The sequence below is a fragment of the Kaistella faecalis genome, assembly GCF_019195395.1.
GTDB lineage: Bacteria > Bacteroidota > Bacteroidia > Flavobacteriales > Weeksellaceae > Kaistella > Kaistella faecalis.
On sequence record NZ_CP078067.1, the window covers coordinates 826,640 to 847,662 of the forward strand.

The following is a 21,023-nucleotide window of genomic DNA, read 5'->3' on the forward strand; positions in this document are numbered from 1 at the left end:
CCGAAATGAGTTTTACAGAACATCTCTACCAAGGTTACCGAAACCGAAAATTCGATATTGACAAAAGAAAAACCGAAGATTTCATCGACAGGTTTTTCCGCTTTATCTTTTTTCTTGAATACCAGCGCTGCTCGGAAATCGATTTAATCGAAGCACGGCTCAATGGTTTCAAAACCGAATTCCAGGAAATCCTCTCCAGTGTAATGAAAGGGCGGGAAACGGTAGAAAGCGACTATTTTTTCGCGAAATTCCCGGAAATTTATCAGATGCTGGAAGAGGATGCGAGGTTTATTTTCGAGAACGATCCAGCCGCAAAAAATGTGGAAGAAGTGATGTTTTCGTATCCGGGCTTCTTCGCCATTGCCGTGTACCGTTTATCTCATGAACTTTTCAAGAACAATGTTCCGCTGATTCCCCGCATCTGGACTGAATATGCACACAGCAAAACCGGAATCGATATTCATCCCGGAGCCGCGATCGGTAAAAACTTCTTCATCGACCACGGTACCGGAATCGTCATCGGAGAAACAACGGTGATTGGAAACAACGTAAAACTATATCAGGGAGTGACTTTAGGAGCACTTTCTGTCACGAAAGATTTAGCAAACGAAAAAAGACACCCTACGATTGAAGACCATGTGGTGATTTATGCCAACGCAACGATTTTGGGTGGTGAAACCGTTATCGGAGCCCACTCGCTTATCGGCGGAAATGTCTGGATTACTGAAAGTGTAACTCCAAATTCAGTGGTATTTCATAAAGGTTTAGTAACCGTAAAAAACAAACTGCCGGTGAATGAACCGATTAATTTTATTATTTAAGATGAGGGGTGATGGATGAGGGGGACGGTTTTTGAAGAACTTAAGGGAGATGAACCTGGGGTGACTTGATGATTGGTAGCAAAATTTACCACAGACAGCGCAGCACTTTATTCAGAGGACACGGCGATGGTTTATGAAGAAAGACCACCTTTTTTGGTCTTTTGAAGGAATAAGAGTAGAACACTTTTGTGGCTTTTGTAGTGTTTTACCACGAAGCATACAAAGATTTCACAAGGGTCACAAAGAAGTACATTGGGATTTAGCGCTAAAGCTGCCCGGTAATTGACATAACTTAAAAACAGAATATATGAAACTGAATAATGTTTTAGAAGCCATCGGAAATACGCCGACGGTAAGAATCCATAAGATATTTGATAAAAATGTAGAAGTATGGATGAAGCTTGAAAGACAGAATCCCGGCGGGAGCATCAAGGACAGGATTGCGCTGGCGATGATTGAAAAAGCCGAGAGAGAAGGCAAAATTACAAAAGACACCCTGATTGTAGAACCCACTTCAGGAAATACGGGGGTTGGACTTGCAATGGTATGTGCAGTAAAGGGCTATAAACTGGTGCTGGTTATGCCGGAAAGCATGAGTGTGGAACGCAGAAAACTGATGTCATCTTACGGTTCACAGTTTGTATTGACAAAAAGGGAACTCGGTACCTCCGGCGCGGTTAAAAAAGCGCTGGAAATGGCAGAAGAACTGGACAATGTCTGGATTCCGCAGCAGTTTGAAAACGAAGCAAACCCCGAAATACATCAGAAAACAACTGCCCAGGAACTTATTGCTGATTTTCCTGAAGGATTCGATTATCTCATTACCGGCGTAGGAACCGGCGGACATATCACCGGAGTGACAGAAGTTTTGAAACAGAAATTCCCAAACATGAAAAGTTTTGCCGTAGAACCGAAAGATTCACCGGTAATTTCAGGAGGAAATCCCGGACCGCACCCTCTGCAGGGCATCGGAGCAGGATTTATTCCGAAAGTACTCAAAACTGAAGTGCTGGATGGTGCCATTCAGGTAGAAAAAGAACAAGCCTATGAATTTACAAGAAGACTCGCGCTCGAAGAAGGAATCCTGGCCGGAATTTCTACCGGAGCATCTCTCGCAGCCATCAACAGAAAACTGGCCGAAATCCCGGAAGGGTCAAGAATTCTTACCTTCAACTACGACACCGGAGAACGGTATTGGTCTGCAGAAGGGCTTTTCGAAGAAAGAACGTTTGAATATTAAATATGAATCGCGGATTACACTGATAACGCAGATCATTTCTGTGATGAATACAATTAAAAGATCCTGCAATTCCGCAGGATTCTTTATGTGTAGAGTTTCTGGCATTTAGGGCAGATATAAGTCTTGCGTTTAACTTTGCCCATTTCTTCAATCATTAGTTCGGCTTTATCTTTCGGGCAGATTTTTTTGCCGTAAATCAACGCTTTCTCTTTTACCTCATCATTTTTAAGGAAATCAAGAAATTCATACGCGTAATTCACCACGGTTTCAATCAGATAGACCAGTTTCTTTTCGGGAATATCTTTTACCAGACTTTCGGGATGGATTTTAGCGCGGTAAAGCGATTCAATACGGATGATATTTCCGACTCCGGTGAAGAGCTCCTGCTCCATCAGCGCATCCCCGATCGTTTTTTCGGTGTACACTTCCTGAAGGGTTTTGAGAAGATACTCGCCGTCAAAATCCTTATTCAGAATATCGGTTTTAAAATTGAAATGGTCGGAAGGTTTGCCCTGGTACATCTTTGTATTGGCCACATAAAAATTGATCTCGGAATGTGGAAAATGCAGGGCAAAACTGGCATTCACCTTCTTTCTTTTATTCACCAGCATGCTCCCGAAAAGTCCCAGATGAACGCCCACAAAAAAATCTTTAAAAACAAAGAACAGATTCTTGCCATACGTTTCAATATCCAGAATTTTAATATGATCGATGGCGGATTTATCCATTTCGCTGTACCCAGAAGCTTCAGAAACGGTTTTGCCTTTGAAGCGCTGCAGTTTGTTTTTTAAAAATAAAATGGAAGGACCTTCAGGCATAGCAGAATTATTTATCTTATGGGCAAAAGTAGGTCTTTTTTAACTTTATTATTGATGTTGAAAGAAATCCAATGCAGGTTACGCAAGCGGAAACCACCTCCGGAAGGTATAAATCATCAGGAAAAGCCAAAAGTAACCCAGTGAAAAACCTCCCAGAACATCGCTGGGATAATGAACCCGCAGATAAATCCGGCTGAATCCAATCGCCAAAGAAAGAATGACCAGAAAAGTCATAAAAACATATTTCCAGATTTTAGGCAACTCTGTAAGCCAGATAAAGTAAGCCAGCATTCCGTAAAATATGAAACTGAAAGTAGCATGGCCACTGGGAAAACTAAAACTTTCTTCGCGGTACAGCAACGGATGCAAAGGTCTGGGTCTGGCGAAAAAAAGTTTCGTAATGTAGATCAGCATTAAACCTCCGCCGCCTGCTGCTACAGTGAATAATGCGCGCCGGTAGAACCTTCCGGTAAGCAATGCAAGCATTAAAAACGGATATGCGATTTTTACAAAAGGGGCAGAAGAAAATTGAGTTATTGTGTACATAAAGCCTGTTCTCCCCGGCCTTATTATATGTGCTTTGAAAAACTCAAAAATCATTAAATCAATCTGTTCTTCTTTTTCAAAAAGCACTTCGTTGGTAATCGCTGCAAAAGTGAATAATGCCATAAGAAAAAACAGCAGTGAAATAAGCAGTTTTACCGAGTGGTTCCGGTAATAATTTTTTAAAAACTGTAACATAAAACGGTCGTAAAAAAAATAAGAATTAGCGTAAACGGAAAAGAGAATGCCGCTATTGGATTCGGTTTAAAGATTGCCGCGTCGCTACAGACTTATTATAGATTTGCTGGCGGATTTTCTGCATCCGTCCTACCGGCAGCAGCGCTTCCGGGTTCTCGAAAGGATTGAAGGAAAGGTTCTCATAATCTATGCTTCCGTATTGGGAAATATCCTGTTTCGGCAAGATAATTTTACCGACGGTGATAAATTCCGAGTGTTTTTCTTTCCACTGTTTCAGCAGGTTATTGACGGGCGTTTTCTTTTTATCGGTGGCCAACTGCACCTGGAAATCCAGCGCAAGATCATTTTTCAGAAACCAGACTTTCAATGCATCTGCCTGATCAATATCTGCATCAGGTTTAAATTTTTCATTACCCGAAGGCTTCAGGCGGATCTTGACAATGCGGTCTTCCAGCCGGAAACATCCGACAGAATGATAATTATAGCCATTGATCAAGTGTTTTTCAATATCCAGCACCTTAACTGTGTTATTCAGAATCGGCAGTATTTCTCTGTCGAAAAAGAGAATCAGCGCGGATTTCAGCAATCCGGGAACCTTTAAAAAAGAAAGAGAAAAAGGTGTTCCTCTTGATATGAAAAACTGATTGGCTTTAATATGAAGTTTTAAAAATTTGGAAACCGAATTGGTGATAAATACGGGAAGATTCACCAAAGGAAACTTTGCACTTACCGGTATGTTCTTATTGTAAATTTTTACTGCGCAGCCGTAGAGCGGATATTCGCCGCCGCCTTTTGTAACAAAGAAATTAGGATGCGAATACCGGATGATGACCCCCAAATTACTTCCTTTTAAAAGTTTCGGAAAATCGGCAGCCTTATTATCTGCAGGAATAAAATTTCCGCGGACAAATCCAAAGGCTTTGGCATGCGCGTTGCGGGTTGCAATCCGTTTTTTATTAAGTTTATGGGAAACCGAGACGGCTTTTTCGATGAGCGCTACATCCTCATTCAGGAGCTCTTCTTCTTCGGCGGTGAGGTAATCATATTTGGGCGAATAGGTAAGGAACTTCTTCATAAAATTTCTTTATTCAGCATCATCAAATATGAAACCAAGAAATTAGAGCGATCGATCCAAAAGAAAATGATAAGCTTTTCGCGCGCCGGAAATACAGTCATCCTCAAATTCCTGAGTCATCTGTCTGTCCATGACCTCCTTAAAATTTTTCCAGTACGATCCTGTTTTGTCGCCGTAGCACCTGAAATAATTGAAAGGAACTTCATGAAAATCCGGATTTTTAGAAAGCTGTTTTGCAATCATATTTCCACCTAAAGTTGAACCTTCCATTACATAAAGAATACCGAACGCTTCGGCTTCATTTTTAACCTCCGGTAGAATTGGAACCGCAGATTTTTCGAGATTCAAAAATTCCAGATCCTTTTCAATTAAAGACAACTTTCGTCTGTTTTCCAGATTGAGTTCTTCTGCATTCGGCTCAGAGATTGAAGCAAATACAGCATCTTCAAAATTCTTCAGAAAAAGATAATTGTAAAGAATAAGATTTCTGTAAGCATTCAGCGAAAAAGTGCCGTCGAAAATCCTTTTGGAATTGAACTGGGCTTCAACACGGTCGTGCAGAATTTTGGTGTCTGCTTTTAAAATTTCAGAAATCATTCCTGGATTTATGGTTTTTTAAAGGTCAGAATAAAGGTCGTTCCTTCATTTTCCCTGCTTTCATACGAGATTTTTCCTCCCAAACGGTTCATGATCCGGTACACGATTGAAAGTCCTACCCCGTTTCCCTGGAACGATTTGGCATTCTCCATCCGGTTGAAAATCTTGAACATCTTTGCCTGTGCCGATTCGGGAATCCCTATTCCGTTATCTTTGATTTTATAGATCACATGGTTTCCATCGACCTTACCTTCGATCTCAATCTTCGGACTTTCGTGTTTTGATGAATATTTTACGGCGTTACCGATGATGTTCAGAAACACCTGTGTAAGCATGGTTTCGTCTCCCATTACATTCGGGAGGCTGCCCATCATAATCTCGGCATTTTCGTTAAGAGTGAGTTTGGTATCACTTGAAACTTTCGCGATGATGTCGGCTGTCGGAAGTTCCTGAATTTTAATATCGGAAGATTTAGCCCGGCTGAGGCTCAGTACGCCACGCATCATATTTTCCATCCCGAGAATTTCCGCTAATATGCTTGATACTCTCTTGCGGACTTCCGGATGATCGTGATGCGATTTTTCCAGGAGCTGGGCATTAAGTTTCATTACCGTCAGCGGAGTTCCCAGATCATGCGAAATGGAATATGAAAAACTGTCGAGTTCTTCATTCAGGTTTTTCAGTTCCTCGTTCAGTTCCTGTACTCTCCGGAACTGGCTGTAAGTAGTCTCCAGAATAGTTGCCACCACTTTCTTCGCTGCAAAGATATCTTTGTTTTTCCAGGGTTGCGCTTTTCCTTTAATTTCTTCAATATAGGTTTCAAAGGATTTTCTCGGGGAAATCATCATCTGTTCCTTTCCGTTAACAATCCGGGATTCGGTTTTCTTAGCGGGATTTCCTGCCCAAAGCACCTGGCCGTCAATTTCTTTTCGGAACCAGATCAACAGTTCGTTGCGTTTATCATCTGTAAACCCGAACATTACCCCTGCGGCATTCTCTATATTTCCTAAATTTCCCTGCTGTGAATTGCTGAAATCATTGGTTGCATAAAAATTCTTCAGAGGATTTTCTCTCGCGTACTGCACGATTTTTAGAATATTTTTATCCGAAGGAACCTCGCCCGAAGTCCTGATATGATGACCTACAATAATGGCCAAACCATCTGCAGCAGGATATTCCTGCATTTCTGCCACATTTCCGAACAGCGAATCTTCCAGATTATCGTAAGCCATGAGCTTGCTCTTCAGCGCGCCAATCTTCCGCTCGAGTTCAATACTGTCGGCAAGCATCTGTCTTGATTTGTATGACGTGTAGGCGTTAGCAGCAATCACCGTAAAAACTTCTGCACGGATTCGGTTGACCAGATCGATATGTTTCGGTTCGATATTCTGGCAGGTTACCATTCCCCAAAGTTTATTATCAATAACGATGGAAGTGCTGAAACTGGAAGCAACTCCCGTATTTTTAAGATACTGACCATGTACGGGTGACATTCCTCTTACTGAAGAATACGTTAAATCCACCGCCTCAGCTGTATTGCTGATTATAGGAACAGGTTCTGAATATACATTGCTGAAAATCCGTTTGCGTTTTTTGAGATAGAGTTCTCTCGCCTGTCTCGGGATATCGCTTTCCGGATAATGCAGATGCATGAAACTCTCGACTTTGTTTTTTACCTTTTCGGCAATTACCTTTCCGCTGCCGTCTTCCAGAAAACGGTAAAGCATTACGCGGTCATAGTCTATCGCATCGAATACTGAAGAAAGCAGTTCGTTCCAGATGTCCCTGGAATCACTTGCATTATGAATACTTTCGTATTTTTTGGAGACAAAACTTCTCTGGTGAAAATGTTCTGTTACTTCTTCAAGTTCCAGAAAAACGTTTGCACCGTACCTGTAGATTGTGAAATGATAGGATTTACCGTTGATTTCAATTCTGTCGAGAAAAACATCGGTATCTTTTATGGTATCAAGATCCAGATTATTGAGAACTACCGACGCCAGCAAAGGCTCAAAAACGTCAGGCTCCTGGGCAAAACTTTTACCAAAAAAGCTTTGATCCATCTCAAAAAGTTGTGCGATATTCTGTGAGAAAAATTTGATGGTTTTAGATTCAGCATCCAAACCGATCATATAACCAAAATCCTGGATATGACCCGAAATATGTATCTTTTCCTCGTGGCAGTCCACAAAATTCATAGGCGAAAATAATAAATATAATCTACAAATATACTCTATTAACTTAACATAATAATCTACTTTTCCTCTTCAAAATAGAGGCGGTAATATTTACCTTTTTCATCCTGGCCGGTTTCGATCATCTTTCGGTCACCGTGCACGTAGATGTGAAAATTCTTATCCAGTTTAATTACACTTTTGAAACCGCGGCTCTGTTTTTTCACCGCTGCTTCACTGATGGCGAAATCTTCTGCGATAGAAACCTGCATATCCTGCTCATAATCAGATTTAAAATTACTGAAACTTTCAATAACCTGCTCATCCTCCAGCACTTCTTTTGTGAATTCTTCGTAATCGAAGGTTTCTTTTTCCTTAAAAAAGTTGATGGATTTGTTCAGAAAATCCGCCTGATCTGCTTTGCTGACCTCAAATTCCTGAGGAAGCTGTTTGGTGATAAACTCCTTATAAACCGTTAGGGTCTCCTGAGTCTGGAAATATTCATCATCGCGCTGTTTCACCTTCAGAAAATCCTCAAACCAGTAATACAGGTCGCCATTCTTATTGTTATCCACTACCGACACGGCATAACCGGTCTCCTTGCTGCTGTTATAAATCAGCGCACCTTTGTCGAGTTTTGCAAGTCCTATGCCATAATCTTTTTCGATTTCAAACGCCTCATTCTGAGGGAAAATTTTAAGGAAAGGATTTTTGCTTTCAGTTTTAAAGATGCCGATATAATCGATCTTATTTCCATCCGCATTTTCTTCACCTTCAAAATAAACGATAAAAAGTTCGCCACTCTGTACCCGGGGATTTTCAGCGACATCATAAAGATGCTGGGCAATATTTTCGGCTTCGTATACGAATTTGGCCTTGTCTTCGAAAATCTCCGAAACCGAGCTGTACACCGGATTATTAACCAGATACGTATCACTGTAAAAACGGAACTGTTCTTCAGATTTAAAGGCTTTAAGGAAGAAATCCTCCAGCAGTTCCTTCATTTCCTCATCGAGCTGAAGCTCTTCCTGAGAAAGGATTAGGGATTCCTGATTGATTCTGTTTCCTACTTTATGGACGATGAGTTTTGAGAGCATTTTTTATTTTTAAATGAAGTTGCAAAGATATTTTAAAAGGTGGACGGTGAAAAGTTTTACACTTAATAATCAAAAAAAATCCCCAGATTTTCATCTGAGGATTTGGTATAATTATGATTTGAAAAGTCTTACTTCACTTCTTCGAAGTCAGCGTCCTGAACATCATCAGCTCCGGCATTAGCTCCGGCGTTGCCCTGAGAAGGATCTGCGCCCGGCTGACCCTGCTGTCCTGCTGCATACATTTCTTCTGACGCGGCCATCCAGGCTGCATCTAAAGCTTCTGTTTTAGTCTTTACGCTTTCGAAGTCTTTGGCTTCAAACGCAGTTTTCAGTTCTGCGTGGGCTGCTTCTACGGCTGCTTTTTTATCAGCGGACAATTTATCGCCAAATTCTTTCAGCTGTTTTTCTGTCTGGAAGATTAATCCGTCAGCTTTGTTGAACACCTCAACTTCTTCTTTTTTCTTGGCATCTGCTGCAGAGTTTTCTTCAGCTTCACGTTTCATTCTTTGGATTTCATCATCTGAAAGTCCTGAACTTGCCTGAATTTTAATGGACTGTTCTTTTCCTGTTCCTTTATCTTTTGCAGAAACATGCAGGATTCCGTTCGCATCAATATCAAAAGTTACTTCAATTTGTGGAACTCCTCTTGGTGCAGGTGGAATATCTGAAAGATCAAATCTTCCGATTTCTTTGTTATCGTTAAACATCGGTCTTTCTCCCTGTCCTACTCTGATAGAAACTGCAGGCTGATTATCACTTGCTGTAGAGAAAGTCTCAGATTTTTTAGTTGGAATGGTCGTGTTCGCATCAATTAATTTAGTGAACACAGAACCCATCGTTTCAATTCCTAAAGAAAGCGGCGTAACGTCTAACAAAAGAACGTCTTTTACGTCTCCCGTTAAAACTCCACCCTGGATTGCAGCTCCAATTGCTACTACCTCATCCGGATTTACTCCTTTTGACGGTTTTTTACCGAAGAATTTTTCAACTTCTTCCTGAATAATTGGGATTCTTGTAGAACCACCTACCAAAATTACCTCATCAATATCTGAAATGGAAAGACCAGCATCAGAAAGTGCTTTTTTACAAGGCTCCATTGATCTTCTTACCAAATCTGCAGATAATTGCTCAAACTTCGCTTTTGTCAAAGTTTTCACCATGTGTTTTGGCCCGGTTGCAGTTGCAGTAATATATGGAAGATTGATTTCTGTCTGAGAAGCAGATGACAATTCAATTTTAGCTTTTTCAGCAGCTTCTTTCAAACGCTGAAGCGCAATTGCATCAGATTTTAAATCAACACCTTCTTCAGCTTTGAACTCGTCTGCCATCCAGTTGATAATTACATCATCAAAATCGTCACCACCTAAGTGTGTATCTCCGTTTGTTGATAAAACTTCGAAAACACCGTCTCCTAAATCAAGGATAGAAACGTCAAATGTTCCTCCACCTAAATCGTAAACCGCAATTTTCTGGTCTTTGTGTGCTTTATCCATTCCATAAGCCAAAGCTGCTGCAGTAGGCTCATTGATAATTCTTTCTACCGTAAGTCCAGCGATTTCACCGGCTTCTTTTGTTGCCTGTCTCTGCGCATCGTTAAAGTACGCAGGAACAGTAATTACCGCTCTTGTCACTTCCTGGCCAAGGTAATCTTCAGCAGTTTTCTTCATTTTCTGAAGAATCATGGCAGAAATTTCCTGTGGGGTATATTCTCTGTCGTCAATTTTTACTTTGGCTGTATCGTTCGGTCCGCTTACTACAGTATAAGGTACTCTGGATACTTCATTGGCATCATCTTTAAAATGAGTCCCGATAAATCTCTTGATGGAGTATACCGTTTTTGTAGGATTGGTTACTGCCTGTCTTTTGGCAGGATCTCCTACTTTTCTTTCACCGTCTTCAGTGAAAGCAACGATGGAAGGAGTGGTTCTCTTACCTTCCGCGTTAGGAATTACCACTGCATCTTTACCTTCCATTACGGCAACGCATGAGTTGGTTGTTCCTAAGTCAATTCCAATTATTTTACTCATAGTATGTATATTTTTGTTTTTTAATTTATTTGAAGTGGTCTTCTCCAATTTTGTACCAAGGAAAAAAGTGTGACAAATTGACATTTATTTGAATTGTATATCAATCCAACAGATACTCTATGACAGCTAAAACATTACTCAAAACAAAAAAACACTTCATCACTGAAGTGTTTTTTACCTGACAGTTTTGCGTTAGAACGAATAGGTAAAGCCAAGATTCAGGCTTCTGCCCCGTTCCATAATCCGGCTGGTTTTATTGGTAGAAAGCGTTCTGTTGAGATGTTCGGCGTACGCACGGTCAAAAACATTGCTCAATTCTACATCGATAAAGGCATTTTTATAGACTTCATACTTTGCGTTTAGATTCAGGAGTGAAAAATCCGGAGTCTGCAATTCTCCGAAATCGGGATTCACGCGGTCCTGTTTTGCTGCGAAGCGGTAATTTGCCCCTAAAGTTAATGCTGAAAAATTTGCTTCAAGTTTCCAGCGGAAATCCAGTGGAAATATTTCCGGAAGCGGTTTTCCGGTATCCAGATCTTTAGCATAAGTGTAAGCTATCGCCAGTTCGGTTCTCAAAGCTGGTAAAAATTTCCAGTTGAAACGGGACTCAAAACCCGTTTTCATTGCACGGTCTATATTCTGCATCTGTCTTACTCCCGGACTCATCATCGAGTATGTTTTAATATCCGGACGGATTACCCCAGAAATATAATCCTGAAGATAGGAGTAAAAAACATTTGCCTGAAAATAGACCTTTTCATTACTGAAAGAATAAATTAGATCAGCCTGGTTATTGGTTTCAGCTTTGAGATCAGGATTACCGAGAATTTCGTAATTATCGTTTCCTACGGTAAAAAGGTTAATATAACGCTCCGTTAAACTTCCGCTGCGCTGCGCTCTCCCTGCCCATAAAGCAAGTTGGGAATTCGCGTCCAGCATTTTACTGTATCCTACACTGAGATTATGATTTAAATCCTCTGCCGATACGTCGCCATATAAATTGGTAAATAATTTTGATGGCTGCTTCGCATCCGAGTAATTATAATCAACCCTTGCAGAAGCGGTGAACTTACCACCGGAAAACAAACGCTGGTATTCACCGAACCAACCGATCTGCCCAATTTCAGAATCCTGCCATGATGTTCCGTCGCGCGGCATCATCATGGCTGGCATTACCATGCGCAGGTTCGCTGCGCTTTCGTTTTTGTAATCCAATCCTGTGTATAAAACGTTACTGTTCCAGGATTTTTTCAGCTCGCCTTTCGCTCCGTAGGTAAAAGATTTCACATCAGAAACCATTTTCCTGTCGGGACTGCCCATGGAATGATCCACCACGGAATAGTAAGAATTAAAATCGAACTTATTAAAAAATGAGTGATCGAAATCGGCAGTATGCTTCAGCTGAAACATCCAGGTTTTATCATAGATTAAATCCATCTGAAGCGCAGCAAATTCAACATCCCGCCCTTGATTGGTGTTGATCTGGAGGGTTGTCAAATTATTTTCGTTCCATTTAAAATTTCCTTTAGTCCCTAAATTATAACGCAAAAATGCGGAACGCACTTCGTTACCGTTACCGTCTTTGTAACGGTCACCTTTCTGGTAAGACCCGAAGAGATTCCAGACCAGTTTTTTCGTTGACAGTTCTGTAAAGGCTTCATTGCGGAAAATGCTGCCGTTGCTTTCATATCCTGTGGATATACGGCCACCGAATTTTGGCTGGTCAGAAAAAAAGGGCTTCAGGGTGATGAAATTGATGGTTCCCCCAAAACTGTTGCCGTTGCGGAAGTGATATGGGCCTTTGAAAATTTCAGCTTCCTGCACCATATTCATATTTACCTGGCTTACGGCAGGATCCATACGGCTTGGGCATGCGTTAACCGCATGTGCGGCCCCATCGATCACGATATTGAGCTGTTCGTATTTAAATCCTCTAAGCACAGGGTCTGTCGCATAATTTCCTGCTTTTTTAATCCCCGAAATCTCGGGAATAGAGTTCAGAAATTTACCCGCATCATGGTTAAGCAAATCCGTGTTCGAGGTAGTGATTTTTGACTTGTTTTTATCGCCTGCAACCAGCTTTACGATTTTTACTACTTCAATGTTTTTATACTGTAAGGTGTCATTGTCTGTATTTTGAGCGAAAAATTTCGCGGAGGGCATCAGGAATAGTACAGCAGCCCCCATCTTCAGTCTTCGGGAGACTGAAATATTCTGGAATTTCATAAATTTTAAATTTTAATTAAAGAAGACCTGCCGCGGTTCCGGCAAAGAAAGATCAGCTGAAATTAAAATTGGGAGGCGGAGTGGGGACGTTGAGTAAAATCTTTTTCCAAAACGGAACAGTCTGCTTAGAAGCCTGCGAATCCGATGCGTAAAGAATTACCTGTTGGGCCAGCCCAGAGACGTGCAGTACATGAATAAAATGAAAATCAAAACCCAAATTACTGAGGCTGAAACTAGGCCACGTGTCCTGCAGTTCTTTAGACACTTGGCATTTACCGTGACATTCCATTTCAGGTCTGTTTTTATTTTCACAAACCGATTCATAAAAATCGCGGTTCGCATGGTAATCGATAATGTAAAGCAGATTTTTTGATCCAGAAAGGAAAATCATCAGCGAAAACAATATGGAGCATGCCAGTTTCATGAGTACAAAATTAGAGCATAACCGTGCTAATCGGTATGATTACAGTCATAAAGTCGAGGTGATTATAATCATAAAAAAACTCCGTACAGCAATCGATATTCTGTACGGAGTCCTTTATGGAAAGTGATGATAATTAGGCTTTATTTTTTCAAAGTCATAATATATTCCACCATTTTCTTTGCATTTTCTTTACTCATGCCGGCGTGTGGCGTCATAGGGATCTCACCCCAGTTTCCTTTACCTCCATCGATGATCTTACTGGCTAACATCTCGATGTCTCCATCCGTATATTTATCGGCTACTTCCTGATACGACGGACCTACCAGTCTTGCATCAACTTTATGACAGGTTAAACAGTCTGTCCCCTCAATAAGTGCCAGGCCTTCATGTTTTCCGGCAGCAGCGGAATCCACTGCTTTGAGGACAGGTTCTTCCAACATCACATTGCTTTCTTTGGCAGATTCAACAGGTTTTTTACTGCAAGAAGCAGAAATCACTAATAAAGCTATAATTGCGTATTTATTCATATGCTAAAATTTTAACAAAAATATTTTAAATTCTCTAAAGCACTTGTACAAATTTGCAGATATATATCATATAAAGCTTATGACTGTAATCATATTTGCATGAAGCCAAATCTTTCTACTTTTGAGTAAACAAAAATAATTGAATTATGAACACACTTAAGACTCTGGCATTTTCAATGCTCACTTTGGCACTTTTCTCCTGCGGGGGAGATAAAAAGACGGATTCTATCCCTACTGCCTCAACTACTGAAACAACAACTACAGCAACAGAGGCTCCGGCTGCATCCGGCACCAATGAGTACGATCCAAAAAGAGGATTAGGTCCGCACGAAAATGTTGATGTAAGCAAATTCGATCCTGCAATGGCAGCTGCCGGTAAAAAAATTGCCGAGGTAAAATGTACTTCCTGCCACAAGCCAACAGAAGAAAAATTGGTTGGTCCAGGTTGGAAAGGCGTTACCCAAAGACAAACTCCTGAATGGATCATGAACTTTATCAGCAACCCGGATCCAATGATCGATGTTGACCCTGAATTACAGAAACAACTTGAGCTTTGTTTAGTAAGAATGCCAAACCAAGGACTTGCTGATAACGAAGCAAGAGAGATCCTGGAATACATGCGCGAGATCGACGGCGCTAAATAATTCGCTGAGCAGAAAATTTTAATCAAATATATATATGAAAAGTCTTAAATTATTGGGGCTCTCTACCGTTGTAGCCATAACTGCCCTTACAGGCTGCAAACCAAAAGGTACAGAAACCGCCGTGAGTGGCGATGCTGCACAGAAAGTTTATGTTGCACCAGGAAAGTATGACGAGTTTTACAACTTTGTAAGTGGTGGGTTCAACGGACAGGTAAACGTATATGGTTTACCAAGCGGAAGACTGCTAAAAGTACTTCCTGTTTTCTCCGTAAACCCTGAAAACGGTTACGGATATAGTGAAGAAACCAAACCTATGCTCGAAACTTCCCACGGATTTATTCCTTGGGATGACCAGCACCACCTCTCTCTGTCGCAAACCAATGCAGAAGTGGACGGAAGATGGCTGTTTGCAAATGCCAATAACACCCCACGTGTTGCAAGGATTGACCTGAAAACCTTCAAAACAGTAGAGATACTGGAATTGCCAAACTCGGCAGGGAATCACTCCTCACCTTTCCTTACAGAAAACACAGAGTATGTGGTAGCGGGAACCCGCTTTGCCGTTCCAATGGACGATGAAAACGGTGATGTTCCTATTGATTCATTTAAAGAAAACTTCAAAGGAGTACTTTCTTTCATCGGAATTGATCAGCAGACAGGAGGAATGGATCTTTCTTTCCAGATCGAAGCTCCCGGTATTAATTTTGACCTTTCGCATGCCGGTAAGAAAAAATCAGGCGACTGGTTCTTCTTCTCCTGCTACAACTCTGAAAAAGCAAACACGCTGCTTGAGGTAAATGCTTCTCAGAATGACAAAGACTTCATCATGGCAGTGAACTGGAAAAAAGCTGCTGAATTGGTGAAAGCCGGAAAAGGCAGAAAAGTAGTTACAGAATATGCACACAATACATGGGACGAAAGTACCCACAGCGCAACTTCAACAATGAAAAAAGAAGTGGTTGTACTTTCTGTGGAAGACATGAAGGAAGCAATGTTCATGATTCCTTGTCCTAAATCTCCACACGGATGCGACGTTGACCCTACAGGGGAATACATCATCGGGTCAGGTAAATTGGCTGCACTTATTCCTGTATTCAGTTTCGACAAAATGATTAAAGCAATCGCTGACAAAAATTTTGCAGGAGAATACGACGGTGTACAGGTGATTAAATATGAAGCTGCTCTGCACGGTGAAGTACAGAAGCCAGGTTTAGGACCACTCCACACTGAATTTGACGGCCAAGGAAATGCTTACACTTCTATGTTCGTGTCTTCCGAAGTTGTAAAATGGAATATCAAAGACCTTAAGGTTCTTGACAGACAGCCAACCTTCTACTCTGTAGGACACTTAATGATCCCAGGAGGAGATTCAGGTAAACCTTTCGGAAAATATCTTGTAGCTTATAACAAAATCACTAAAGACCGTTACTTACCTACAGGTCCGGAATTGGCACAGTCTGCACAGCTCTACGACATCAGTGGTGATAAAATGAAACTTTTATTGGATTTCCCAACCTTTGGTGAGCCGCATTACGCACAGGCACTGCCGGGAGAAATGATTTCTAAAAATCAGGTTAAATTCTTTAAAATAGCCGATAATAAACACCCATATGCGACTAAAGGTGAAGCTGAAAGTAAAGTGGTGAGAGAAGGCAACAAAGTTCACGTTTACATGACCTCAATCCGTTCGCATTTTGCTCCTGATAATATTGAAGGAATTAGAGTTGGTGACGAAGTTTATTTCCACGTAACCAATCTTGAACAGGACTGGGATGTACCTCACGGTTTCGCCATCAAAGGCAATCAAAATGCTGAACTGCTTATTATGCCGGGAGAAACCTGTACACTGAAATGGGTTCCGAAGAAACCGGGAATGTACCCAATGTACTGTACCGATTTCTGTAGTGCACTGCACCAGGAAATGCAGGGATATGTAAGAGTATCACCCGCCGGAAGCAACACCCCGCTTATCTATTCACTGAATAATAAGAAGGACAACGCACAGAGCCCCGTTAAAGAAGGGGAAACAAAATAAATTCAGAAATAAAGGGCAGATATTTCTGCCCTTTTTAATTAAAAAAAAATGAAAACTCAATCCTTAAATAATTTAACAAGAGTTTTACTAATTGTCTGCGGCATCGCACTCATTATCTCCATCTTTGTTCCGCTATGGTCTATTTATCTCGAAGCTCCGCAATACCCGGAAGGCCTGGCCATGTATCTCTGGGCAAGTAAAATTACAGGAGAATACGAAATCATCAATGGACTTAATCACTATATCGGCATGAAGACCATTCACCCCGAAGACTTCTGGGAGTTTACAGTACTTCCCTATGCTTTAGGATTTTTCGCAGCACTCTGTTTACTGGCTGCTTTTCTGAACAAAAAAATGTGGCTTTATATCACTGCCGTGTTATTCATGATCTTCGGTGTTGCATTTATGGTAGATTTCTGGCTTTGGGAATACGATTATGGTCACAATCTGGATCCTAACGCTGCTATTGTAGTACCGGGAATGTCTTATCAACCTCCTTTAATCGGATTTAAGCAGCTGCTTAATTTCGGCGCCTATTCTTATCCGAACATCGGCGGTGGAATTATGTTTGGCGTTGCATTAATTTTGGCTATATTAGCATTTATAGAGTTCAGAAAACCAAAATCTGCCTGAGATTTACATTAAAATACGATCAACTTAATTTTAAATCAAATGAATTTTACAAAATCACTTATTCTAGCAGTTTCAGTTTTAGCAATTATGTCTTGCCAGAAGAGCGGTCCTCAAGATTTCGCTCTCGGTAAAGACCAGTGCGATAACTGCCGGATGACCATCACTGAACAGAAATACGCTACCCAATTGATTACCCAGAAAGGCCGGGCTTATAAATTCGATGACATTATGTGTATGAACATGTATGAAAGTTCGAATCCCGACAAAGCCACCAATGCAAAAACCTATGTGATCGATTTTCCTTCCGGTAAATTTCTGGAAAAAGAGAAGGCTACCTTCATCAAAGGCGGCAGCATAAAATCCCCAATGGGCGGAAACACACAGGCTTATCAGGACAAAGCAGCCGCACAGAAAGCCGCTGCCACGCTTGGAGCCAGTTTAACCAAATAAAGAATTTATGTTCAGATTAATGTTTCTGTTTTTTCCTGTGCTCATATTTTCGAATATTCTGAAAGTGGGAAAAAACGAACAGTTTAAAACTATAAAAGAAGCTGTCGCCGCATCAAAAAGTGGCGACAGTATTTTAGTGGAAAGCGGGGTTTACAAAGAAGGCAACATCAGCATTACGCATCCTTTATCACTTATCGGTATCGGCAGGCCGGTTCTGGATGGTGAGATGAAGTATGAAATCCTCTCCTTCCGCGCGAACAATATCCTGCTGAAAGGATTCCGAATCATCAATTCCGGTGAAGACGAAATTAAAAACATCGGTGCGGTGAGACTTTACGACAGCCATTATTCCACCATCGAAAACAATATCTTCGAAAACAACTATTTCGGCATCTACGTACAACGCGGTTACCGCTGCATGATCCGCAATAATAAAATCACATCTACGCGGGCAACTTCACAGGAAGGTATTGGTGACGGAATCCACGCCTGGGTAAGCGAGGAAATCTGGATCAAGAACAATTATATAGAAGGTCATAAAGACGGCATTTACCTCGAAAAAGTCATTAAATCATACATTTACCGCAATTACTCTAAAAAAAATCTAAGATATGGCCTGCACTTCATGTCCTCTAATGATGATGTATATGTAGGCAATACCTTCGATAACAATAATGCGGGTGTAGCGGTAATGTACAGCAATAACGTGGGAATGGTCGCCAACAATTTCATCAACAACTGGGGCGACGCGAATTACGGTTTGCTTTTGAAAGACATCAGTTTCAGTAAAATCAAACACAACAGATTCCAAAGTAACACCACAGCAATTTTTCTGGATGGCGCTACGAAAATCGACCTCTTCAAAAATGACTTCGAAGATAATGGCTGGGGCATGAAAATTAACTCCAACTGTATGGAAAACCGCGTGATAAATAATAATTTCATCAATAATACTTTTGATGTAAGCACGAGCGGATCGATGACGATGAACGATTTTAAAAAGAATTTCTGGGATAAATACGAAGGCTACGATATGGATAAAGACAAAATCGGCGATGTACCTTTTCACCCTTTGAGTTTATATTCTTTACTGGTCGAGAATAATCCTTCAATCATGCTGCTTTTTAAAACATTCTTTGTAGATCTGCTTGATAAAACCGAAAAAATAATTCCCAGTCTCACCCCGGTGAATTTTGTAGATGAGCAACCCTTAATGAAAAGAGTCAGCATTTAGAACAAGCATTGTGTTTATTTAACTGCAATCCTCCTCCCTCTTACTATGATAGAAGTAAAAAATTTAACTAAAAAATTCGGCAGATTTACTGCTCTGGATAATTTGAATCTGTCCTTTACCAACAGTAAATCCATTGCACTTATCGGCCCTAACGGCTGCGGAAAAACCACGCTGATAAAATCCATTCTGGGTCTGAATGTGGTAGAAACCGGTGATATTCTGGTCGACGGAAAAAGCGTGAAAGACGACTATCTTTACCGCAAAGACATCGGTTATATGCCACAGATCGGGCGTTATCCTGAGAACATGAGCATCGAACAGACCATTAAAATGATTAAGGACACCCGTAAAGTTTCCGAATCTCATCTGGATACTGAACTGCTCGAAAATTTCGAGCTGGAAAAGCTGTACGATAAGAAAATGGGGACGCTCTCCGGCGGAACTACCCAAAAAGTAAGTGCTGTACTCGCTTTCATGTTCGATCCTAAAGTCATTATTCTTGACGAACCGACAGCAGGTCTGGATCCGCTGGCCTCAGAAATCCTTAAGAATAAAATCATCAAGGAAAAAAACAAAGGCAAACTTATCATCATTACCTCGCATCTGCTTAGTGAACTTGATGATATTGTGAGCGAAATTGTTTTTATGAACGAAGGCAAAATCATTGTACAGCAGTCCGTAGAAGATCTGATGAACGAAAGAAAATCAGAGAAAATATCAGAATCAATCATCAGCATCCTAAAAGAAATGAAAAAATGAACAAGATCGCACGCTTTATCCTTTTTGATATTTTAAAAAACAAAATTGTCATTTTCTACACCATTCTGCTTTTCATTATTTCCTGGTCAGTTCTGGGTTTGGAGAGCAATTATACCAAAGCTACACTTAGTCTTCTCAATGTTGTGCTTCTCGTAGTTCCATTGGTAAGCATTATTTTTTCTACGATATATGTTTACAACAGCAGCCAGTTTATAGAACTCTTGCTGAGTCAGCCTGTGCCCCGGGTGAAGGTTTGGTTTAATATTTTTGTGGGACTATCTGCAGCGCTCGTTTTGGCATTCCTCTTGGGATGCGGGATTCCGATTCTGCTCTACTCTTCTATTGAAACCGGTTTTTCACTGATTATTATCGGTCTACTGTTATCTGTAATTTTTACTTCTTTTGCCATGCTTTCAGCCATTATCAGCCGCGACCGGGCAAAAGGAATCGGAATTTCTATTTTCATCTGGATGTTTTTCAGTATTATTTACGACGGAATTCTGCTTGTCCTAATGTTTCAGTTTGCAGAATATCCGATCGAAGGAATTATGGCAACACTTGCAGGCCTCAATCCGGTTGGATTATCACGTATTTTCGTACTTCTTCAGCTTGATATATCAGCAATGCTGGGTTACTCGGGTGCAGTATTTCAAAAAGTATTCGGATCTGGCGGCGGAATGGGAATCTCAATGCTGATCCTGTGGATTTGGGCAACAGTTCCTTTTGTACTCTCACTGATCAAGTTCAATAAAAAAGACTTGTAAGAAGTCCCCTTCACCAACCCAAAGAAGGGTGATAAATATCACGCATTCAAATCGTTGTATATGACTGCAGTCATACTATAATTCATTGGGTTGTGAGTACTTTTAATAAAAATTAAGCAATGAAAAAATCGATTATCATTCTGGCAATGGTTGGTTTTGCACTTGTTTCGTGCAAGAAAAATGAAACCATCGCGACAGATTCTGCTACAACCACGGAAGCGGTAGGTCAGGGACAGGAAGCTGTTCTGGACGATGACTCCAACCCCACTGTAGTTCAGCTTGCAGCAAAAAATCCGGATTTAAGCACTTTGGTGACCGCCGTGAAAGCCGCAAATCTCACCACATCTCTAAGCAATGCTGGCCCATTCACTGTCTTTGCGCCATTGAATTCAGCCTTTGACAAACTTCCTGCGGGAACTGTAGATGGACTTCTGAAACCTGATCAGGCAGATGCTTTGTCGGATATTTTAGGATACCACACTTATGTTGGCGTAATTAAAGAAGAAAACATGACCGACGGGCAGAGTCTTGGAATGGTAAACGGTAAAAATATAAAAATTACAATGGTAGACGGTAAGCCTGTCATTAACGGAAAAGCGAAAATCGTAGCTACTGTACCCGCTTCAAACGGAATTGTGTACGCGATCGATGAAGTTCTGCTTCCGGAATAAATAAATCTAAGTTTGTTAAATTTAATTGTAGGAATGGCTGCCAAATTATTTTGACAGCCATTTTTT

20 protein-coding genes are annotated in these 21,023 nt (G+C 40.9%); 10 read left to right on the forward strand and 10 right to left on the reverse strand.

What is annotated here, in order from left to right:
* Positions 1 to 5 precede the first annotated feature (5 nt).
* Positions 6 to 821, forward strand: coding sequence for a serine O-acetyltransferase EpsC (epsC, locus tag KTV93_RS03920; protein WP_218250019.1), 816 nt, complete (start codon positions 6 to 8; stop codon positions 819 to 821).
* A gap of 307 nt (positions 822 to 1,128) precedes the next feature.
* Positions 1,129 to 2,061: a cysteine synthase A gene (cysK, locus tag KTV93_RS03925; RefSeq protein WP_218250020.1), complete on the forward strand. Its 933-nt coding sequence runs from the start codon at positions 1,129 to 1,131 to the stop codon at positions 2,059 to 2,061.
* A gap of 83 nt (positions 2,062 to 2,144) precedes the next feature.
* Here cysK and KTV93_RS03930 read toward each other — a convergent pair whose 3' ends face one another.
* The 10 genes from KTV93_RS03930 to KTV93_RS03975 form a co-directional block, all read right to left on the reverse strand.
* On the reverse strand, positions 2,145 to 2,879 hold the full coding sequence (locus KTV93_RS03930; RefSeq protein WP_218250021.1) for a DNA-formamidopyrimidine glycosylase family protein: 735 nt from the start codon (positions 2,877 to 2,879) through the stop codon (positions 2,145 to 2,147).
* A 78-nt stretch (positions 2,880 to 2,957) separates the two neighbouring features.
* Positions 2,958 to 3,620, reverse strand: coding sequence for a phosphatase PAP2 family protein (locus tag KTV93_RS03935; RefSeq protein WP_218250022.1), 663 nt, complete (start codon positions 3,618 to 3,620; stop codon positions 2,958 to 2,960).
* Between the two features lie 52 nt (positions 3,621 to 3,672).
* Entirely contained in the window at positions 3,673 to 4,695 is a 1,023-nt protein-coding gene (locus KTV93_RS03940; protein ID WP_218250023.1) for a catalase family protein, read from the reverse strand.
* A 42-nt stretch (positions 4,696 to 4,737) separates the two neighbouring features.
* Positions 4,738 to 5,292, reverse strand: coding sequence for a biliverdin-producing heme oxygenase (locus KTV93_RS03945; protein WP_218250024.1), 555 nt, complete (start codon positions 5,290 to 5,292; stop codon positions 4,738 to 4,740).
* An 8-nt stretch (positions 5,293 to 5,300) separates the two neighbouring features.
* The gene (locus KTV93_RS03950; protein WP_218250025.1) at positions 5,301 to 7,490 is read right to left on the reverse strand and encodes an ATP-binding protein; all 2,190 of its coding nucleotides are present in this window, start codon (positions 7,488 to 7,490) and stop codon (positions 5,301 to 5,303) included.
* Between the two features lie 56 nt (positions 7,491 to 7,546).
* On the reverse strand, positions 7,547 to 8,563 hold the full coding sequence (locus KTV93_RS03955) for a nucleoid-associated protein (RefSeq protein WP_218250026.1): 1,017 nt from the start codon (positions 8,561 to 8,563) through the stop codon (positions 7,547 to 7,549).
* A gap of 128 nt (positions 8,564 to 8,691) precedes the next feature.
* The gene (gene dnaK, locus KTV93_RS03960; RefSeq protein ID WP_256118966.1) at positions 8,692 to 10,674 is read right to left on the reverse strand and encodes a molecular chaperone DnaK; all 1,983 of its coding nucleotides are present in this window, start codon (positions 10,672 to 10,674) and stop codon (positions 8,692 to 8,694) included.
* Positions 10,675 to 10,782: 108 nt separating this feature from the next.
* Positions 10,783 to 12,816: a TonB-dependent receptor domain-containing protein gene (locus tag KTV93_RS03965; RefSeq protein ID WP_218250028.1), complete on the reverse strand. Its 2,034-nt coding sequence runs from the start codon at positions 12,814 to 12,816 to the stop codon at positions 10,783 to 10,785.
* Between the two features lie 52 nt (positions 12,817 to 12,868).
* Positions 12,869 to 13,240 carry a hypothetical protein gene (locus tag KTV93_RS03970; protein ID WP_218250029.1) on the reverse strand — a complete coding sequence of 124 codons (372 nt, stop codon included), beginning with the start codon at positions 13,238 to 13,240 and terminating at the stop codon, positions 12,869 to 12,871.
* Between the two features lie 140 nt (positions 13,241 to 13,380).
* Positions 13,381 to 13,767 carry a c-type cytochrome gene (locus tag KTV93_RS03975; RefSeq protein WP_218250030.1) on the reverse strand — a complete coding sequence of 129 codons (387 nt, stop codon included), beginning with the start codon at positions 13,765 to 13,767 and terminating at the stop codon, positions 13,381 to 13,383.
* 146 nt (positions 13,768 to 13,913) lie between these two features.
* Between KTV93_RS03975 and KTV93_RS03980 the strand changes: the two genes are divergently transcribed.
* From KTV93_RS03980 to KTV93_RS04015, 8 genes are all read left to right on the forward strand, one after another.
* Positions 13,914 to 14,411 carry a c-type cytochrome gene (locus KTV93_RS03980; RefSeq protein ID WP_218250031.1) on the forward strand — a complete coding sequence of 166 codons (498 nt, stop codon included), beginning with the start codon at positions 13,914 to 13,916 and terminating at the stop codon, positions 14,409 to 14,411.
* Positions 14,412 to 14,445: 34 nt separating this feature from the next.
* Positions 14,446 to 16,446 carry a Sec-dependent nitrous-oxide reductase gene (nosZ, locus tag KTV93_RS03985; RefSeq protein ID WP_218250032.1) on the forward strand — a complete coding sequence of 667 codons (2,001 nt, stop codon included), beginning with the start codon at positions 14,446 to 14,448 and terminating at the stop codon, positions 16,444 to 16,446.
* A 48-nt stretch (positions 16,447 to 16,494) separates the two neighbouring features.
* A complete protein-coding gene (locus tag KTV93_RS03990; RefSeq protein WP_218250033.1) occupies positions 16,495 to 17,079 on the forward strand; it encodes a hypothetical protein in 585 nt (194 codons plus the stop codon).
* Between the two features lie 39 nt (positions 17,080 to 17,118).
* Positions 17,119 to 17,529, forward strand: a complete 411-nt coding sequence (locus KTV93_RS03995; RefSeq protein ID WP_218250034.1) for a nitrous oxide reductase accessory protein NosL — start codon at positions 17,119 to 17,121, stop codon at positions 17,527 to 17,529.
* A gap of 7 nt (positions 17,530 to 17,536) precedes the next feature.
* Positions 17,537 to 18,763, forward strand: coding sequence for a nitrous oxide reductase family maturation protein NosD (locus KTV93_RS04000; RefSeq protein ID WP_218250035.1), 1,227 nt, complete (start codon positions 17,537 to 17,539; stop codon positions 18,761 to 18,763).
* A gap of 45 nt (positions 18,764 to 18,808) precedes the next feature.
* Entirely contained in the window at positions 18,809 to 19,522 is a 714-nt protein-coding gene (locus KTV93_RS04005; RefSeq protein WP_218250036.1) for an ABC transporter ATP-binding protein, read from the forward strand.
* Positions 19,519 to 20,286 carry an ABC transporter permease subunit gene (locus KTV93_RS04010; protein ID WP_218250037.1) on the forward strand — a complete coding sequence of 256 codons (768 nt, stop codon included), beginning with the start codon at positions 19,519 to 19,521 and terminating at the stop codon, positions 20,284 to 20,286. The genes KTV93_RS04005 and KTV93_RS04010 overlap by 4 nt, the downstream gene beginning before the upstream one ends.
* 119 nt (positions 20,287 to 20,405) lie before the next feature.
* Positions 20,406 to 20,957, forward strand: a complete 552-nt coding sequence (locus KTV93_RS04015; protein ID WP_218250038.1) for a fasciclin domain-containing protein — start codon at positions 20,406 to 20,408, stop codon at positions 20,955 to 20,957.
* Positions 20,958 to 21,023 lie beyond the last annotated feature (66 nt).

Bases quoted from the DNA above. Each gene is read 5' to 3' on its own strand.
- KTV93_RS04015 (WP_218250038.1), top strand. From the start codon at position 20,406: ATGAAAAAATCGATTATCATTCTGGCAATGGTTGGTTTTGCACTTGTT.
- KTV93_RS03945 (WP_218250024.1), bottom strand. From the start codon at position 5,292: ATGATTTCTGAAATTTTAAAAGCAGACACCAAAATTCTGCACGACCGT.
- KTV93_RS03935 (WP_218250022.1), bottom strand. From the start codon at position 3,620: ATGTTACAGTTTTTAAAAAATTATTACCGGAACCACTCGGTAAAACTG.
- KTV93_RS03940 (WP_218250023.1), bottom strand. From the start codon at position 4,695: ATGAAGAAGTTCCTTACCTATTCGCCCAAATATGATTACCTCACCGCC.
- KTV93_RS04010 (WP_218250037.1), top strand. From the start codon at position 19,519: ATGAACAAGATCGCACGCTTTATCCTTTTTGATATTTTAAAAAACAAA.
- KTV93_RS03990 (WP_218250033.1), top strand. From the start codon at position 16,495: ATGAAAACTCAATCCTTAAATAATTTAACAAGAGTTTTACTAATTGTC.
- dnaK (WP_256118966.1), bottom strand. From the start codon at position 10,674: ATGTCAATTTGTCACACTTTTTTCCTTGGTACAAAATTGGAGAAGACC.
- KTV93_RS03995 (WP_218250034.1), top strand. From the start codon at position 17,119: ATGAATTTTACAAAATCACTTATTCTAGCAGTTTCAGTTTTAGCAATT.
- epsC (WP_218250019.1), top strand. From the start codon at position 6: ATGAGTTTTACAGAACATCTCTACCAAGGTTACCGAAACCGAAAATTC.
- KTV93_RS03955 (WP_218250026.1), bottom strand. From the start codon at position 8,563: ATGCTCTCAAAACTCATCGTCCATAAAGTAGGAAACAGAATCAATCAG.
- KTV93_RS03950 (WP_218250025.1), bottom strand. From the start codon at position 7,490: ATGAATTTTGTGGACTGCCACGAGGAAAAGATACATATTTCGGGTCAT.
- KTV93_RS03975 (WP_218250030.1), bottom strand. From the start codon at position 13,767: ATGAATAAATACGCAATTATAGCTTTATTAGTGATTTCTGCTTCTTGC.
- KTV93_RS03930 (WP_218250021.1), bottom strand. From the start codon at position 2,879: ATGCCTGAAGGTCCTTCCATTTTATTTTTAAAAAACAAACTGCAGCGC.
- KTV93_RS04000 (WP_218250035.1), top strand. From the start codon at position 17,537: ATGTTCAGATTAATGTTTCTGTTTTTTCCTGTGCTCATATTTTCGAAT.
- KTV93_RS03980 (WP_218250031.1), top strand. From the start codon at position 13,914: ATGAACACACTTAAGACTCTGGCATTTTCAATGCTCACTTTGGCACTT.
- KTV93_RS03965 (WP_218250028.1), bottom strand. From the start codon at position 12,816: ATGAAATTCCAGAATATTTCAGTCTCCCGAAGACTGAAGATGGGGGCT.
- nosZ (WP_218250032.1), top strand. From the start codon at position 14,446: ATGAAAAGTCTTAAATTATTGGGGCTCTCTACCGTTGTAGCCATAACT.
- cysK (WP_218250020.1), top strand. From the start codon at position 1,129: ATGAAACTGAATAATGTTTTAGAAGCCATCGGAAATACGCCGACGGTA.
- KTV93_RS04005 (WP_218250036.1), top strand. From the start codon at position 18,809: ATGATAGAAGTAAAAAATTTAACTAAAAAATTCGGCAGATTTACTGCT.
- KTV93_RS03970 (WP_218250029.1), bottom strand. From the start codon at position 13,240: ATGAAACTGGCATGCTCCATATTGTTTTCGCTGATGATTTTCCTTTCT.